15 protein-coding genes are annotated in these 17381 nt (G+C 35.2%); all 15 read right to left on the bottom strand.

Translation table 11 applies throughout. The features are described 5' to 3' along the window. Window positions 1–4: 4 nt before the first annotated feature. The 15 genes from R4Y45_RS03135 to pstB (R4Y45_RS03065) all read right to left on the bottom strand — a co-directional run bounded on the left by R4Y45_RS03135 (window position 5) and on the right by pstB (R4Y45_RS03065) (window position 17379). The gene (locus R4Y45_RS03135) at window positions 5–970 is read right to left on the bottom strand and encodes a gluconeogenesis factor YvcK family protein (protein WP_339969191.1); all 966 of its coding nucleotides are present in this window, start codon (window positions 968–970) and stop codon (window positions 5–7) included. Next, a complete protein-coding gene (rapZ, locus tag R4Y45_RS03130; protein WP_339969188.1) occupies window positions 967–1851 on the bottom strand; it encodes an RNase adapter RapZ in 885 nt (294 codons plus the stop codon). Before rapZ ends, R4Y45_RS03135 begins: the two co-directional genes overlap by 4 nt. 72 nt (window positions 1852–1923) lie before the next feature. Then, window positions 1924–4752 carry an excinuclease ABC subunit UvrA gene (uvrA, locus tag R4Y45_RS03125; RefSeq protein WP_339969186.1) on the bottom strand — a complete coding sequence of 943 codons (2829 nt, stop codon included), beginning with the start codon at window positions 4750–4752 and terminating at the stop codon, window positions 1924–1926. Between the two features lie 6 nt (window positions 4753–4758). Further along, the gene (gene uvrB / locus R4Y45_RS03120; protein ID WP_339969183.1) at window positions 4759–6759 is read right to left on the bottom strand and encodes an excinuclease ABC subunit UvrB; all 2001 of its coding nucleotides are present in this window, start codon (window positions 6757–6759) and stop codon (window positions 4759–4761) included. Between the two features lie 110 nt (window positions 6760–6869). Then, entirely contained in the window at window positions 6870–8600 is a 1731-nt protein-coding gene (locus tag R4Y45_RS03115) for a phospho-sugar mutase (RefSeq protein ID WP_339969181.1), read from the bottom strand. 76 nt (window positions 8601–8676) lie between these two features. Further along, window positions 8677–9603, bottom strand: a complete 927-nt coding sequence (gene trxB, locus R4Y45_RS03110) for a thioredoxin-disulfide reductase (RefSeq protein WP_339969179.1) — start codon at window positions 9601–9603, stop codon at window positions 8677–8679. A gap of 71 nt (window positions 9604–9674) precedes the next feature. Beyond that, the gene (locus R4Y45_RS03105) at window positions 9675–10685 is read right to left on the bottom strand and encodes an NAD(P)H-dependent glycerol-3-phosphate dehydrogenase (protein ID WP_339969177.1); all 1011 of its coding nucleotides are present in this window, start codon (window positions 10683–10685) and stop codon (window positions 9675–9677) included. Between the two features lie 20 nt (window positions 10686–10705). After that, window positions 10706–11542: a prolipoprotein diacylglyceryl transferase gene (gene lgt / locus R4Y45_RS03100; RefSeq protein WP_339969175.1), complete on the bottom strand. Its 837-nt coding sequence runs from the start codon at window positions 11540–11542 to the stop codon at window positions 10706–10708. After that, window positions 11539–12495, bottom strand: coding sequence for an HPr(Ser) kinase/phosphatase (hprK, locus tag R4Y45_RS03095; protein WP_412747362.1), 957 nt, complete (start codon window positions 12493–12495; stop codon window positions 11539–11541). The genes lgt and hprK overlap by 4 nt, the downstream gene beginning before the upstream one ends. A 77-nt stretch (window positions 12496–12572) precedes the next feature. Next, on the bottom strand, window positions 12573–12929 hold the full coding sequence (locus R4Y45_RS03090; RefSeq protein WP_339969173.1) for a phage holin family protein: 357 nt from the start codon (window positions 12927–12929) through the stop codon (window positions 12573–12575). Then, window positions 12922–13215, bottom strand: coding sequence for a hypothetical protein (locus R4Y45_RS03085; protein WP_339969171.1), 294 nt, complete (start codon window positions 13213–13215; stop codon window positions 12922–12924). Before R4Y45_RS03085 ends, R4Y45_RS03090 begins: the two co-directional genes overlap by 8 nt. Window positions 13216–13226: 11 nt before the next feature. Further along, window positions 13227–15047 (bottom strand): glycerophosphodiester phosphodiesterase, encoded by a 1821-nt coding sequence (locus tag R4Y45_RS03080; RefSeq protein ID WP_339969169.1) that lies wholly within the window; start codon window positions 15045–15047, stop codon window positions 13227–13229. Between the two features lie 46 nt (window positions 15048–15093). After that, entirely contained in the window at window positions 15094–15777 is a 684-nt protein-coding gene (gene phoU / locus R4Y45_RS03075; RefSeq protein ID WP_412747361.1) for a phosphate signaling complex protein PhoU, read from the bottom strand. Window positions 15778–15800: 23 nt separating this feature from the next. Further along, on the bottom strand, window positions 15801–16559 hold the full coding sequence (gene pstB, locus R4Y45_RS03070) for a phosphate ABC transporter ATP-binding protein PstB (protein WP_339969167.1): 759 nt from the start codon (window positions 16557–16559) through the stop codon (window positions 15801–15803). A gap of 13 nt (window positions 16560–16572) precedes the next feature. Next, the gene (gene pstB, locus R4Y45_RS03065) at window positions 16573–17379 is read right to left on the bottom strand and encodes a phosphate ABC transporter ATP-binding protein PstB (protein WP_339969165.1); all 807 of its coding nucleotides are present in this window, start codon (window positions 17377–17379) and stop codon (window positions 16573–16575) included. Window positions 17380–17381 lie beyond the last annotated feature (2 nt).

Raw genomic sequence — 17381 nt, 5'->3', positions numbered from 1 at the left:
CCTTCTATAATAAATCTAATATTGCATTTCTAACTTTTACCCCATCGTGATAAATATTTTTATTTTTAATATCTAAAAAATCCCCCGAAATAATCTTAACACCGCTGTTAAGCAGTGATATTTCATCATGTTCAACGGGTTTTAGATAGCCTTTAGGCGAGTTTTGATGAACAACATTAGGTGAAATTTGACGGTTATTAACGAGTACAGTGTCAACTGTTCTTGTTTTTAAATGACGATTGATAATTTCAAGATGATTATAATCTGTTAAACATTCGGTTTCGCCAGCTTGTGTCATAATATTGCAAATGTAAGTAATATTAGCTTTTGTTTCAGCCAAAGCCTGTCGAACATTTGGAATCACAACATTAGGTAAAATACTGGTAAACAAACTACCTGGACCTAAAATCACCATATCTGCCTCATGTATAGCGTCAACGACTTCTGATACTGCTTTAGGCTGTTCATTTTTTTGCGTAGGGTCTGTCACCCAAACCGTTTTAATTTGCTTATCAAAAGTCACAATATGACTTTCGCCGCTTTCAACTGTACCATCTTCAAATTGTGCATTTAAAATCAATGGACTATTAGAAACAGGATAAACGTTGCCATCAACCTTCATTAAATGAGAGAGATATTGAATTGCTTCAAACATATCGTTCGTCATTTCTGAAAGCGCAGCTATAATCAAATTACCTAAAGCATGACCTGAAAAAAAGTCATCTTGACTTTTAAATCGGTATTGAAACAGCTCAAGCTGATCCTGAGGTAGTGTTGACAATGCCACCATCACATTACGAATGTCACCAGGTGGCACAACGTTAATATAATCTCGAATAATCCCTGAAGATCCACCATCATCAGAAACCGTTACAACTGCTGTTAATTCAACGTCTGAATCTTTTAATGAGTTCAAAATAACTGATAATCCTGTTCCCCCGCCGATGACAACAACCTTTTTTGCACTCATAATTGATCTCCTTGATAACGCCAAATTTCTCGATGGGTAATATCTGTTGGATAGTCTTTCATTAAGTTTTGCCCTAGCTTTTCAGCTAATGCGACTGATCGATGTTGACCACCTGTACAGCCAATTGCAATTGTTAAATTAGTTTTACCTTCTTTGATATATCCCGGAATTATCGTCACTAATAATTCCCATAATTTATCATAAAACTCAGTTGTCATCTGTTGGGTTAAGACATACTCTGAGACTGGTTTTTGCAAACCTGTCAGAGGCTTCATTTCTGGAATGTAGTAAGGGTTGGGCAAAAAGCGCACATCAAAAACCAGGTCAGCATCAATAGGTAACCCGTACTTGAATCCAAAGCTCATAACTTCGATATGAAAAACATCAGATAAGTCCTCACCTTTTGTTTGTTCAATTAATCGTTGTCTGAGTTGTTTGGGTTTAATGTTAGAAGTATCTATAATCAAGTCGGCGTGTTGCATAACAGGCGTCAATAATTGACGTTCTTTATTAATACCATCCAAAAGTCGGCCAGACATTGCTAAAGGATGACTACGTCTAGTTTGGTTATAACGTTTTACCAAAACTTCATTTGAAGCATTGAGATAAATAATTTTAGATTGAACCTCTTCTTTGGTTTCAAGAATAGAAACCGCTTCGAGTAACTCGTTATCTAAGTCTCGCGATCTTAAATCAATCACCACAGCTACTTTATCCATATGCCCTGACTCAAACATTAAATTCCAGAATTTACGTAAAAGTTTGGGCGGTAAATTGTCAACGACAAAGTACCCCATATCTTCAAAACTTTGGATGGCAACTGTTTTTCCAGCACCTGACATCCCTGTGATAATGACCAACTGTTTTTTACTATTAACCATTGCAACCCCTCCTAAATAGACTAAAATAGTATAACACATCCGGGCGTTTCTTTTGAAGCAACTAACCAAAAATTAGTTTTTTGCCAGATATTTTTTTAGATAAAATCCAGTATAACTTTCGGCGTTTTGAGCAACTTCTTCAGGTGTTCCTACCGCAATTATTGTGCCGCCACCTGCACCACCTTCTGGTCCTAAATCAACTAACTGGTCGGCGTTTTTGATAACATCAAGATTATGTTCAATTACGATAACTGTATTCCCTTGATCAACTAAACGCTGTAAAACAGCCAATAGTCGATTGATATCGTCTGTGTGAAGACCTGTTGTGGGTTCATCTAAAATGTAAAGATTCTTTCCACTTGATTTTTTATATAGCTCAGAAGCTAACTTCATACGCTGAGCTTCCCCACCTGAAAGTGTTGTTGCTGATTGACCAAGTTTGACATAGCCTAAGCCAACATCTTCAATGGTTTGTAATTTGCGTTTAATTTTTGGAATGTTGTCAAAGAATGCTAGTGATTCTTTGATAGTCATCTCTAAAACTTCAGAGATATTTTTATCCTTATACTTAACTTCTAGCGTTTCGGAATTGTATCGGGTTCCGTGGCAAACTTCACAAGGCACATACACATCAGGCAAGAAGTTCATCTCGATTCTGATAATACCGTCACCACGACAGTTTTCACAGCGACCGCCTTTAACATTGAATGAAAAACGGCCTTTTTGATAGCCACGAAGTTTGGCTTCATTTGTTTTAGCAAATAAATCGCGAATATCATCAAATACACTAGTATAGGTTGCCGGATTACTTCTAGGTGTTCGTCCAATTGGGCTTTGATCAATATTAATTAATTTTTCAATATGGTCATAACCTGTAATTTCCTTAAATTTACCTGGTTTTTCATGGTTATTATTCAATTTTTGCGCCAAGGCACGTTTTAAAATCGTGTTAACTAAGGTTGATTTACCTGAACCTGAAACCCCTGTAACTGCCGTCAATGTCCCAAGTTTAAACGCAACGTTTACATCTTTTAAATTATTTTCACTAGCTCCTTTAATACTAATTGTTTCACCATTTCCCTGGCGACGTTCTTTAGGAACTGCGATTTGCTTTTGTCCGGATAAATATTGTCCAGTTAAAGAATTTGGATTCTTGGAAACTTCTTCTGGCGTCCCTGCTGCGGTAACATAACCACCATCAATTCCTGCTGCAGGACCCATATCAATTAAGTAATCAGCTGCATTCATCGTATCTTCATCGTGTTCAACCACGATTAATGTGTTACCTAAGTCTCGCATTTGTTTAAGAGATTCAATCAAACGATCATTATCACGTTGATGTAATCCAATAGAGGGTTCATCTAAAATGTAGAGTACACCAGATAAATTTGAACCAATTTGAGTAGCCAAACGAATACGTTGTGCTTCCCCTCCTGAAAGTGTTCCTGCTGAACGAGACAATGTTAAATAATCTAGCCCAACATTAATTAGAAAGTCTAGTCGGTCTTTAACTTCTTTCAAAATTGGTTTAGCAATGGTCATTTCTTTTTTAGGTAACGTCACTTGATTGAAGAATTCAAATGTATTAAAAATTGAATAGTCTGAAACTTCAGCAATGTTTTTTCCATCTATTTTGACACTCAAAGCTTGGCGGTTTAAACGAGAACCGTGACAAGTTTGACAAGTCAGTTCTGTCATGTATTTACGCATTTGTTCACGCGTAAATTCACTGTTAGTTTCATGGTAACGACGTTTGATATTGGTCATTACCCCTTCAAAAACAGTTTCAACGTCCTTAACGCGACCAAAATCACTTTCATAGTGAAAATGGAAGGGTTTATCAGCACCATTCAAGACTAAGTCTTGTTGTCTTTTGGTCAATTTTTTGAAAGGTTTGTCCATTGAAATCTTAAATTGCTCGGCAAATTGACGTAGCATTTCGGGATAATAATTGGAACTAATCGGATTCCAAGGTTCAATGGCTCCTTCTGCTAGGGTCTTGGTATCATCAGGAACCACTAAATCATAATCCACTTCAAGTTTTGACCCTAAACCATCACAATCTTCACATGCACCAAAAGGGGCATTAAATGAAAACAAACGTGGTTCTAGCTCACCGACAGTAAACCCACAGATTGGACACGCATTATGTTCTGAAAAAATTAACATTTCTTTGCCAATAACATCAATATTAACGTAACCTTCAGACATCTTAAGTGCTGTTTCAATTGAATCAAATAAACGAGAACGAATACCGTCTTTAATAACTAGACGGTCAACAATAATGCTGACGTCATGTTTCTTATTCTTGTCAAGTTCTAGTTCTAAAGCATCGGCAATATCATATTGCTCACCGTCAACTAACAATCGTACATATCCTTGTTTTTGAATATGTTCAAATGCTTTTTTATGTTGTCCTTTCTTTTGTTTAATAATTGGAGCCACAATTTGCAATTTGGTACGCTCTGGTAATTCAAGGACTTGGTCGGTGATTTGGTCGACAGATTGGCTTGTAATTTTAGTGCCATCATTAGGACAAATCGGTTCTCCTGCACGAGCCCACAATAATCTTAAGTAGTCATTAATTTCTGTGACGGTCCCTACTGTTGATCTTGGATTTTTAGAAGTTGTCTTTTGATCAATTGAAATAGCTGGACTTAACCCATCAATCGAATCAACATCTGGCTTGTCCATTTGTCCTAAAAATTGTCTTGCATAACTAGATAAGGATTCAACATAACGTCTTTGACCTTCAGCGTAAAGGGTATTAAAAGCTAGCGAACTTTTTCCTGAACCTGAAAGTCCTGTCACAACGACTAATTGATTTTTAGGTATTGTTAAATCAATATTCTTTAGGTTATGTTCACGAGCACCATGAATAATAATTTTATCGTTTAACATTTAATCTCATTCTCCTTGTAATTCTAAAATAGCATCCCTCAAGTTAGCAGCGGTTTCAAAATCAAGTTTTTGAGCTGCTGCTTCCATTTGTGTCGTCAAATCGCCAACTAAGGCTTGTTTTTGGTCTTTTGTTAATTCAGAAAAGTCAAAGTCAGTTAATTTCTTATTATCATCAGAATCGTCTGATGCTTTCTCGTTAACCGAAATAACATCACGAATCGGTTTAATAATTGTTTTAGGAGTAATCCCATGTTTTTCATTATATTGCTCTTGAATTTCACGACGACGATGCGTTTCATCAATCGCAATTTTCATTGATTTGGTGATTTTATCAGCATACATAATCACTTCACCATTTTGATTACGTGCAGCACGACCAATGGTTTGAATAAGTGGTCGTTCTGATCTTAAAAATCCTTCTTTATCAGCATCCAAAATAGCCACTAACGAGACTTCGGGTACATCTAGCCCTTCTCTAAGTAGGTTGATACCAATTAAGACATCAAAGTCACCTTTTCTTAGGTCATGAATAATTTGGGTTCGTTCTAAGGACTTAATCTCACTATGCAAGTATTTCACCCGAATACCTAAGTCTTTAAGATAATCGGTTAAATCTTCAGACATTTTCTTCGTTAATGTGGTAATAAAGACTCTTTCATTCTTTTCTACACGTTGATTAATTTCACTCACTAAATCATCAATTTGTCCCATAATTGGACGAACCTGAACAATAGGATCTAGTAACCCAGTTGGTCTAATAATTTGTTCGACAATATCATGTGTACGATTTAATTCATAATCACCAGGTGTTGCTGAGACATAAAGAATTTGGTTAACATGCTCTTCAAATTCTTCAAGTGTTAATGGGCGATTATCTAATGCACTAGGCAATCTAAAACCATGATCAATTAACATTTGCTTTCTTGCACGGTCACCATTATGCATCCCTCTAATTTGTGGCATGGTAACGTGTGACTCATCAACCATAATTAAGAAGTCATCCGGGAAGAAGTCCAGTAAAGTGTAGGGAGGCTCTCCTTCTGCACGTCCTTCCATATGACGAGAATAGTTCTCAATCCCATTGGTGTATCCCATTTCTTTCATCATTTCAATATCGTAATGGGTACGTTGTGCTAGTCGTTGTGCTTCTAAAAGTTTATTGTCACTTTTTAATTCAGCTAAACAATCATTCAATTCTTTTTCAATACGTGCAATTGCTTTTTCCATTTGTTCATCATTAGTTGTAAAGTGAGTTGCTGGAAAAAGAGTCACAATTTTCTTTTCAGCTATCTTTTCCCCTGTCAAGGCATCCACTTCAACAATTCGATCAATTTCATCACCAAAAAATTCCACACGATAAATATTTTGCGTAAATCCTGCAGGAAAAATTTCGACAATATCTCCTCGAACACGAAAACGACCACGCTGAAAATCAATATCATTACGATCATACTGGTTTTCAACTAACAATCGCAGTAAGTCATTACGGTCCATTTCAGCACCTGTTGAAAGTGAGATAATATGTTTAGCATATTCTTTAGGATCACCTAGTCCAAAAATACTGGAAACACTTGCCACAATAATGGTGTCGTTTCGTTGCAGTAAAGCACTTGTTGCCGCATGACGTAATTGATCAATTTCATCATTAATGGCGGAGTCTTTTTCAATATAAGTATCAGAAGAAGGCACATAGGCTTCTGGTTGATAGTAATCATAATAAGAAACAAAATATTCAACGGCATTATCAGGGAAAAATTCTTTGAATTCACTATATAACTGACCAGCTAAGGTTTTATTATGTGACAAAATTAAGGTTGGCTTATTCACTTGTTCGATAATATTAGCCATTGTAAATGTCTTACCGGTCCCGGTTGCCCCTTGTAAAATCTGTTCTTTTTTGCAGTCTTCAAAACCCATTACCAATTTTTTAATTGCCTGGCCTTGATCACCAGCCGGTTGATAGTCTGATTTTAATTTAAATTTATTTTGAGTTATTTCAGGAGTCATCTTGCACCCATCCCTTCAGCTATATAAAAAAGTTGGATAATCATATCCAACTCTTACAGTAATTATAGTTTAGCACTTGCTACTTATTATGACCATTTCAAAAGTCCATCTTATTGTGTCATTAAGTCAGAAAATGCTTGTTGATAGTTTTCAATTTTTGTATCTGCTGCTTGCTGTGAGTCTGTTTCAACACCAACATACAATTTGACTTTTGGTTCAGTTCCTGAAGGTCTTAAAGCTAGCCAAGTCCCATCAGCTAAATAATATTTCAAAACATCTGCTTTAGGATATTCTGTAAATACTTGGGTATTCTGATCTTGATGACAAACTTGGTTAAGATAATCTTCAATTTTAACAATAGGTGTGCCATTTAATTCTGTTAATAATTGGCTGCGAAGATTTTGCATCAACTGTTTCATCTTCTTGGCACCATCTAAACCTTCAAATTCAAATGAACAGGTTTTTTCAACAAAGTACCCATACTTTTGGTAAATTTCTTGCATCGCATCATATAGTGTTTTGTTTTGATCTTTATAAAAAGCTGCTGTTTCAGCCAAAATTAAAGCTGCTTGCATCGCATCTTTATCTCGCACAAAATCTTTTAATAAATAGCCATAACTTTCTTCAAATCCAAACAAGAAGTGACCAGATTGCGTCTCATTTAAGCGTTCAATTTCTTCACCAATGTACTTAAATCCAGTTAAAACGTCACAGCAAGTTACCTCATAATCGGCTGCAATTTTTGCAGGCAGTTCACTTGAAACGATACTTTTTACAATTTCACTGTTAGGTTCTAGTTGACCTAATTGATGACGAGATTCCAAAATATATTGAGTCACAATAGCTGCAATTTGATTACCGGTCAATACTTCAAATTTTTGCTGTGAATTTCTAACAGCAACACCTAATCTATCCGCATCTGGATCAGTCGCAATGATTAAATCAGCTTCAACTTCATCCGCTTGTTTTTTGGCTAAATCAAAAGTTTCCATGAACTCAGGATTTGGGGTTTTGATTGTTGAAAATCCAGGATCTAAAATGGCTTGTTTAGCAACCACATAGACTTGTTTGAAATGATTCATTTCAAACACTTGGCGATATAACATCTTACCTGTCCCGTGAAGTGGTGTATAAACAATCTTCAAGTCTTCCCCTTGGGATTTGTTCAATTCTTCATTAATCGAAACTGTTTTTAGTTTTGCTAAATAAGCTTGGTCAACATCTTCACCTATATAAGTTAAAAGACCACTAGATTCTAATTCTGTAACTGAAGCCGTTTCAACTTCAAATAAATTAGTAATTTTTGCCATTTCGTCGACGACGATTTGAACATGTTTAGGTGGCATCTGTCCACCATCTTCACCATAAATCTTGTAACCATTATATTCTTTAGAATTGTGACTTGCCGTAATCATAATGCCAGCGTAGGCTTTCAGATGACGAATCGCAAATGATAATTCAGGCGTTGGTCTTAGTGCATCAAACAAAAAGACAGGAATATGATGGTTACCTAGAATCTGAGCACAATGTGTCGCAAATTCTGCTGAGTGGAAACGAGAATCGTAACTAATAACCACGCCTCTTTTTTTCTCAGTATCAGACAATTTGTCCATCAACCGTGCTAACCCTTCTGTAGCTTGTCCCACAGTAAATAGGTTAAGGCGATTAGATCCTGGACCCATAATTGCTCGCATTCCTGCTGTTCCAAATTCTAAGTCCGTGCTAAAGGCTTCCTCAGCTTGTGCTTGATTAGTTTGTATATTCGTTAATTCTTTTTTCAAGTAATCAGGTAATTTTTCCTGGTTAGCTTGCCAAATTGCAATATTATCTTGCCAGTTCATTAAAACAACTCCTCTTAAAAACCATTATACCTGGAATTGTCACAAAAAAAAGCCTTAAACAAGGCTTTTAAAAATCTTAATGTTTGAGTTCTTGAATATAGTCATAAACTTGCTGACCTGCATTACCACCATCACCAACGGCTGTAGTAATTTGACGCAATGCTTTTTCACGCACGTCACCGACTGCAAAAATACCAGGAACTTTAGTTTTCATCAATTCATCAGTTTGAATCCAGCCATTATCATTTAAAATTCCTAAATCTTTAAATGGTTCTGTAATTGGATAAATTCCGACATAGATGAATACACCAGAAGCTTCTACTTTCTTTTGTTCGCCAGTGTTTTTGTCTTTGTAAGTTACACTCGTTACTTTTTGGCCATCACCGTCAATTGTTTCAACTTGTGCATCCCAAATGAAGTTCATTTTATCATTTTTAAACGCACGTTCTTGCAAAATTTGTTGTGCTTTTAATTCTGAACGACGGTGAATTAATGTAACAGATTTAGCTAGTTGAGTTAGGTAGATTCCTTCTTCAACAGCTGAATCCCCACCACCAACAACAATGACATCTTTATCTCTAAAGAAAGCACCATCACAAACAGCACAGTAGGAGACGCCCATTCCTGAGTATTCTTCTTCTCCAGGTACACCCAAGTGTTTGTGCTGTGCACCTGTAGCAATTACAACACTAAGTGCTTCAATATCACCATCATCAGTATGAATGGTTTTATGGTCGCCATGGTCTGTAATCCCTGAAACATTACCATAACCATACTCTGCACCAAATTTAATAGCAGAAGCATACATTTTTTCACTTAGTTCAGGTCCTTTAACATTTTCAAAACCTGGATAGTTCTCAACGTCAGCTGTATTATTCATTTGGCCACCGTAAATACCACGATCTAAGATTAAAACTGATAAATTAGAACGAGAAGCATATAAAGCAGCTGTTAAGCCACCAGGACCTGCACCAATTACAACAACATCATATTTTTTTGTCATAGTATCTCCTCACTTACTAAAAATAAGTATATAGAGATTATATCCCATTTCAACTTATTTTGCAAAACCTATTATTGAAATTCTCGTTTTAGTGGTCGATGCATCATATTAGTGATTTCGTCTTCAACTTTAGTTTGTTCATATAGTACACGATAAACAGCTTCTGAAATTGGTAAATCTAACTTCAATTCTTCAGCTAGTTCATGAACAGCTTGAGCGGTTTTAACCCCTTCAACAACCATTCCCATGTTATTAACTACATCATCTAAGTTTTGTCCTTCAGCTAATTGTTTACCTGCACGCCAATTTCTTGAATTAGAACTAGAAGCAGTCACAATTAAATCACCAATTCCTGAAAGACCATAAAATGTTTCTTTTTGACCACCTAAAGCTTCACCGACTAAAGCTAATTCACGAATGCCTCGTGTAATCAAAGCAGCTAACGCATTGATTTCATAGCCCTTACCGGCAATCATTCCAGCAGCTAAAGCCAAGACATTTTTAATAGCTCCCCCAACTTCAACGCCAATAGGATCTGAATTTGTATAAAGGCGAACATAATCACGTGTAAACATTTTTTGAACAGTTTTTGCATTTTCTTCGTTATAAGAAGCAACAGAAAGTGTTGTTAAGTCTTTTTGAGAAGCATTTTCAGCATGACTTGGACCTGAAACAACAACCAAATTATCTACGACTTCTTTCTCAAACTCTTGTTCAAGAATTTGAGAAACAATACGTTTAGTTCCTGGTTCAATTCCTTTAGTAGCACTAATTAGAATTGGGTTATTAGCTGTTGGTAATAATGGCTTCAATTGTTTTGAAACACTCGCAATAGCTGCTGTTGGAATTACAAATAAAATCCCTGAAGTCTCTTTTACAGCTTCAGCTAAATCTGTTGTCGCTGTAATTGGTTTGCTGAATTTGAAGTTATCTAAATATTTACTATTTGTTTGAGATTTATTGATTTCTGCTGCAACATCTTCTTCGATGCCGTACAAGCAAACTTGGTAATCATTTTCAGCTAAAATATTAGCTAATGTACTACCCCATGATCCTGATCCTAATACCGTAATTTTTTTCATAATAACAATACCCCTTTTCACTAGCGTTTATAAGGAAATTTAAAACCGCTACCTGCTATATAATCTTTTGATTTGACAACTTTTCTACGATAAATCATTATCGCAATTACCACGACAAATAGTACAGCAGATAAAGCTTGTGATACTCGAATACTGCCAAGTAGTAAACTATCTGTTCGCATGCCTTCAACAAAGAATCTGACAACTGCGTACCATAAAACGTACGATAGTGCGACTTCTCCTTGCTTAAATAGCTTTTTATGTCTTAACACTAAAATCAGTATTAAGCCAATTAAGTTGAAGAATGATTCATATAAAAAGGTCGGTTGACGATAAGCACCATCAATAAACATTTGTTGAATAATAAAATCTGGTAAGTGTAAGCCCTTCAAGAAATCAAGTGAAGTCACAGCTCCATAAGCTTCTTGATTCATAAAGTTACCCCAACGTCCCATAATTTGTGCCAACATAACCCCGGGTGTAATGATATCAAGCATTAACCACGTAGGTAAATGGCGATAATATGTATAAACGATTAAAGTTATTAATCCAGCGATTAATCCCCCATAAATAGCAATACCACCTTGCCAAATCATAAAAATTTTAGCGGGTTCTTGTGCATACTCTGGCCACTGAAAAATAACATAGTATAATCGTGCACCAATAAATCCAATTGGCAAAATAAAAAACAACAAATCAATAATATCGTCAGGCATAATTTGACGTTTTTTAGCTTCATGAGTTGCCATCCAAACTGCAACAACTACACCTGTCATGATTATGATACCATACCATCTAACGCTAAAAGGGCCTAGGTTAAAGGCTACCGGAGATAACGCTTGTAAAAAATTAATCATGAATTTGCATCTCCCTGGTTATTTTGCTTATTTTGTTCAATAAGTTCTGTTAGCTGATTTTCAAATACCTTTGTCGCATCAAATCCTAAGTTTTTAGCTCTAAAGTTCATAGCAGCAACTTCAATAATGATTGATAAATTACGTCCAACTTTAACTGGAATTGTCATTTTGGGTACATCAACATCAAAAATTGTTTGATAATCATCTGCTGAACCAAGACGGTCGTAGGAAGCTTTTGGATCCCAATTTTCAAGATTAATAATCAAAGATACTGGGGTTGATTGTCTAACAGCTCCTACACCAAACAAGTTCATCACATCAACGATTCCAATCCCGCGAATTTCAAGTAAGTGTTTTAGGATTGAAGGTGCTTCTCCAACGATTGTTTTTTCATCTTGTTGAAAAACATCGACACGGTCATCTGCAATCAAGCGATGTCCTCTTTGAACAAGTTCAAGCGCTGTTTCACTTTTTCCAATTCCTGAATTACCTGTTAATAAAATTCCAGTCCCATAAATTTCAACTAAAACACCATGGATACTTTGGCGTTCAGCTAATTTATAGTCTAAGTAATCTGTAATCACACTTGATAATCGTGTTGTTGGTAATTTTGAAATTAGTACCGGCATTTTATTTTTCTCGGCAGCCTCAACTAACTCTTTGGGCGGTGTTAAGTCTCTTGAAATCAAAAATACAGGTGTACTTTCTGTACACATTTTAGTGAACACTTCAAGTCGTTCATCAGGTGTTAACTGATTAGCGAATGAAATCTCAGTCATTCCAAATAATTGAATACGTTCATGCGGATAATAATCAAAGTAACCGGTTAACTCAAGTCCTGGACGTGAAATGTCGCTGACATATACTCGCTTACTATCTAAGTATTCTTCTCCGACTAAAACCGTCAGGTCATTATCTTTTGCAAAATCTTTCATGCTGACGTAATTTAACATCGCAAACCCTCGTCTTTCTGATATTCTATATAGTCTTATTCTATCATTCTATGAGTCATTTTTCGAAATATCTCACTTTATTTTACATTGTTCTGAAAAAAATTACCGACAATTCTTTGGACAAAGGTAATGATAATCGCACAAATGATGGTTGACCAGAAACTAGCTATCATAATTGCGCCACCCGATAATGAAATCGCAATTGCAAGAGTTAACCCATTAATAACCAGCGCAAATAGTCCCAACGTTAAAACCGTTAATGGCAAGGCAAAAAACTGTAGTAATGGTGTTAATGTCGCATTTAAAAATGTTAAGACAACCCCCACAACAAGCGCTGCAAGTAAATTATCCACATAAATCATTTTGGGAAACAGACCTGCAAGTGCAATTAAAACGACAGCATTAACAAGCGATCGACCAATAAACTTAGTCATGAGTCTCTCCTTTCTTTTCTTCAGTCACATTTTCGGCATGTTTACGTGTTGAATTTGAGCGATAATAACGATGATAGCGATTGTTTTTAAAGTAACTTTTATTGAATTTAGTCGTTCCTTTACGACGATTATGAGCGACATATATCCACATACCGATTCCAAAAATAATTAATAGTGGCAAAATAAACTTAAATAACACCGTTAGGATTAATCCAAGCATCATAAAGAAAATAACCACTAACATAATTAAAAATAAGATTCCCATTACAATTAGAAAAACTGACATGTTGTTCTCCTTTAATTTACTAAATAATTTTTTAAACCATTAATTTCACCAATGTATATAACAAGCTTTTGTGTAATAGAAGTTGCATTTTTTAATTCATTTACATTTTCTTTAACTTCCTTCAAATTATCAGTAATCAATCCGTCCACGCGATAAAGCATCATTAAATGGATGTCTGCAACATCATTAATATCCCAAGCATACACATTTTGATGATTTTGGTGTGCTTTCAACACTAAATAACGATTTAAAGTTGAAGACTCCATACTATAACCATTAACCTCTAAAGTTGGTGTGAATATATTATAGGTTGTAATATAATTCACATCAAACTTGGAATTGATTTTCTTTAATTCTGTCACAACTTTTGCTGAAAGTGAATGAATTTTATGGTGATGTTGCAAAACATCTTGCTGATATTTTTGGTTAAATACATTCACTACTTCAGTCGGATTATCTCCCTTGTCTGTTTTGATTTCAATTAATAACTTTTGATTGTATTGATTAGCTGTCTGTAGATACTCATCAAACGAAGCTAACGGGGCATGTTGATTATTTTCTGAAACTGTCAATTTCTTAAGTTCTGCTAAAGTTAAGTCATGAACATGCGCATTTGTGCCTGTTAGTGCAGATAAATTATTATCATGCATCACCACAAATTGGTGATCTTTTGTCATATGAATGTCCATTTCAACATAATCTGGCTTTTCAGGAATGACGTACATTAGTGCCGGAATTGTATTTTGCACACCATTGTCTTCATCTAATCCCCTATGCGAGATAATTGTAACATTATTAAACCCTGGATTTTTGAGATAACTGTAATTTGAATAAGTAACACGTACAGCAATCAAAAGAATTGATAGACCAATAAAAAGACGATAAATCAGTTTTTGTTTGCTTATCTCAGAATAATTAATCTGATAATTGACATTTTTGGCTACAATATCTTCTTTTTCCTCATATAGTTGGAGTAAAACTATCATCACAGAAGCCGTCGACAATATTGTGGTGATAACTTGTGTTAACTGAATTAAAACCAGAAGAACTTGCCCGAATACAAATGCATATTGTGGTATCAGCTGCTCTGTTACAATGGATAACACTATCCATAACGCCATCAAAACTAAATTGATTACAGCAAAAATACCCGCTGGAATTAGAATTCGAAGTAAAATCTTCCAAAAACTACGCTGAGTGGCTTTTAAACAATTCCTAATTAATCTTTTTGGGCGACGCCAATTAAACGACATAATCGGTAACAGTAAAACAAATCGCACTTCCACATAAATTAAAATACCAGTTAAAATAACTAAAACTAGCGCAATAACGGGATTTTGTGTAATAAACAACATCACAAATTGAGGAATCTTTACCTTACTTAATAGCGGCGAAGAAAAAATAAAATCAGAAAATGGAATAATGACTAAAGCATAGAAGATGAAAAATGGAATTGTTTTTAAGTTTAAACTTCGTAAACTATTTTTGACATCCTGGCATAATGTTTCAAGATTTATCTGATTAAGATGCACAATTTGTCGAATACCGTTAAGCAAAACTGAAAACTGTAAAAAAACGATAAACAAAATCCCCAGTAATAACAGCAGCATCACAATGATAAATAAAATATCATGAGAGATAATCGCTAGAATATTATCATAGGCAATGTATTCTACTTCAAACAGCTTGGCTAAAAAACTAGTAGCTGCATTTGTAAAAGGAACAATTAGCCCTAACAAAATGATATCAACAACTAAGTAAAGCAGTACAATAATTGAGAAATTTTTTCGCAATTCTTTAAGTGTTGCTCTTACTGATTCAATAACCGACACTCTAATCCCCCCCTAAACAAAAAAAGCTGACATCTAATGTCAGCTTTTAGTTATCTTGGCTATCTTGTTTAACATGGTTATTTAACTCAATTAATTTACCAGTTTTTAAGTAGACAACCCATTCACAAATATTAGTTGCATAATCACCAATACGTTCTAAGTAACTAGTTACCAACATGTAATAAGTGTTACCTAAAATTGTATCGGGATCTTTTTTCATTTCACTGATAATATGTGCATTAATTTTTTTAGCTTGTTTATCAATTGAAATATCTTGTTTTGCAATTTCACGAGCCCATTGATCGTCTTGAACACGGTAAGCTTCTAATGCATCAATCACGAGTTGAATCACTAAGTCAGCTGTGTGGGCAATTTCATCTTCGATGCCGTATACACGAGCTTCACCTTTAACTTTAATTGTTGCTTTAGCAATACTTACAGCATGATCAGCCATGCGTTCAAGGTCAGAACTGGCTTTCATAATTGTTACAATATTTCTTAAATCGGTTGTAACAGGTTGTTGCAAGGCAATCATTTCAAACGATTTCTTTTCTAACTCAACTTCAATACCATTAATACTTGGATCAGTATCAATCACGTATTGTGCTTGTTGTTTATCATGATCAATGAAAGATTTAACTGCACGGCCAATGTTTTCACTGACTAATCGACCCATGCGACCAAAATTATCATGTAATTCATGTAATTCTTTTTCAAAATTTGATCTCACAATAGTTCTCCTCCCTTATTGGATTAACCAAATCGACCAGAAATATAATCATCTGTTTCTTTTTCAGACGGTGTCATAAAGATGTGTTTTGTCTTATTATATTCTACCAAATTACCATCCAAAAAGAACCCTGTTTTATCAGAAATTCGAGATGCTTGTCCCATGTTGTGAGTTACGATAACAATTGTATATTCGTCTTTCAACGATAATAACATATTTTCGATTTTTCCACTTGAAATAGGATCTAGCGCACTAGTTGGTTCATCTAATAAAATAACTTCAGGATGCACAGCTAAAACACGAGCAATACAAACTCTTTGTTGTTGTCCACCGGAAAGTGACAACGCACTTTCATGTAATTTATCTTTAACATCATCCCAAACAGCTGCCGCTTTTAGACTTTCTTCTACGATTCGATCGATTTCTTCTTTGGTATGTTTCTTTTCAAGTTTTAGACCATAAGCAACGTTTTCATAGACAGAAAAAGGAAAAGGGTTAGGTTGTTGAAATACCATACCGACACGCTTTCTCAAATCAACTTTATTAGTTGTTGGCGCATAAATATTCTTACCATCAATATTAACAGACCCTGTCACCGTTACATCATCTTGTAAATCATTCATCCGATTGAGTGAACGGAGTAGCGTTGACTTACCACTCCCACTAGGACCGATTAACGCTGTAATTTCATTTGGATAAAAATCCATTGAAATCCCTTTTAGCACTTCTTTTTTGCCATAAAACAGATGTACATCTTGTGTTGAAATAATTGGTTTTGTCATTTGCTTTACCTACCTATCCAAAGTGTCCTGATACATAATCTTCAGTTAATTTTACTTTTGGTCTAGTAAAAATCTTACGTGTTTCATCATATTCAATTGCATCACCTAAGTGGAAAAAGGCTGTACGATCACTAATTCTAGCAGCTTGTTGCATATTGTGAGTCACAATTACAATTGTATAATGCTTTTTAAGTTCCATTAATGTTTCTTCAACTTTTGAGGCTGAAATAGGATCTAACGCACTAGCTGGTTCATCTAAGAGTAGAATATCTGGTTTCATTGCGATTGCTCGTGCAATACACAATCTTTGTTGTTGTCCACCTGACAAGGCTAAAGCACTTTTATGAAGATCATCTTTAACTTGATCCCACAAAGCGGCTTGCTTGAGTGATGTTTCAACAATTTCATCTAGTTGTTTTTTATTGCGTATACCATGTCTTTTAAGCGCAAAAGTAATGTTATCATAAATTGATTTAGAAAATGGATTAGGTCTTTGAAATACCATTCCGATATGTTTATGCATTTCATAGACATCGATATTATCACGATTAATATCTAGTCCACGATAGTAAATTTCACCTGTCACTGAGGTATTGGCAATATTATCATGCATACGATTTAGTGCTCTTAAATAAGTTGACTTACCAGAACCTGAAGCCCCAATTAAGGCAGTAATTTTATAACGTTCAAATTGTAAGTCAACACCATGAATCGCTTCGTGGTCACCATAACTAACGTGTAAGTCTTTGGTAGATAATGCGATTTCATGCTTATTTTCGTCTAGCTTTTGAATATTTTTGGTTAGTCTTTCTTCTGCCATAA

The organism is Holzapfeliella saturejae, assembly GCF_037546065.1.
GTDB classification, from domain to species: Bacteria; Bacillota; Bacilli; order Lactobacillales; family Lactobacillaceae; genus Holzapfeliella; species Holzapfeliella saturejae.
Note: the sequence above shows the minus strand (reverse complement) of the source record. Positions and strands in the feature narration are given on the sequence as shown.

What these genes read in the sequence shown, in the direction of transcription:
- uvrB (WP_339969183.1), bottom strand. Translation starts at nt 6,759, where the DNA reads ATGACTCCTGAAATAACTCAAAATAAATTTAAATTAAAATCAGACTAT.
- hprK (WP_412747362.1), bottom strand. Translation starts at nt 12,495, where the DNA reads ATGTTAAATTACGTCAGCATGAAAGATTTTGCAAAAGATAATGACCTG.
- pstB (WP_339969165.1), bottom strand. Translation starts at nt 17,379, where the DNA reads ATGGCAGAAGAAAGACTAACCAAAAATATTCAAAAGCTAGACGAAAAT.
- R4Y45_RS03105 (WP_339969177.1), bottom strand. Translation starts at nt 10,685, where the DNA reads ATGAAAAAAATTACGGTATTAGGATCAGGATCATGGGGTAGTACATTA.
- pstB (WP_339969167.1), bottom strand. Translation starts at nt 16,559, where the DNA reads ATGACAAAACCAATTATTTCAACACAAGATGTACATCTGTTTTATGGC.
- R4Y45_RS03090 (WP_339969173.1), bottom strand. Translation starts at nt 12,929, where the DNA reads ATGACTAAGTTTATTGGTCGATCGCTTGTTAATGCTGTCGTTTTAATT.
- uvrA (WP_339969186.1), bottom strand. Translation starts at nt 4,752, where the DNA reads ATGTTAAACGATAAAATTATTATTCATGGTGCTCGTGAACATAACCTA.
- lgt (WP_339969175.1), bottom strand. Translation starts at nt 11,542, where the DNA reads ATGATTAATTTTTTACAAGCGTTATCTCCGGTAGCCTTTAACCTAGGC.
- rapZ (WP_339969188.1), bottom strand. Translation starts at nt 1,851, where the DNA reads ATGGTTAATAGTAAAAAACAGTTGGTCATTATCACAGGGATGTCAGGT.
- trxB (WP_339969179.1), bottom strand. Translation starts at nt 9,603, where the DNA reads ATGACAAAAAAATATGATGTTGTTGTAATTGGTGCAGGTCCTGGTGGC.
- R4Y45_RS03115 (WP_339969181.1), bottom strand. Translation starts at nt 8,600, where the DNA reads ATGAACTGGCAAGATAATATTGCAATTTGGCAAGCTAACCAGGAAAAA.
- R4Y45_RS03085 (WP_339969171.1), bottom strand. Translation starts at nt 13,215, where the DNA reads ATGTCAGTTTTTCTAATTGTAATGGGAATCTTATTTTTAATTATGTTA.
- R4Y45_RS03135 (WP_339969191.1), bottom strand. Translation starts at nt 970, where the DNA reads ATGAGTGCAAAAAAGGTTGTTGTCATCGGCGGGGGAACAGGATTATCA.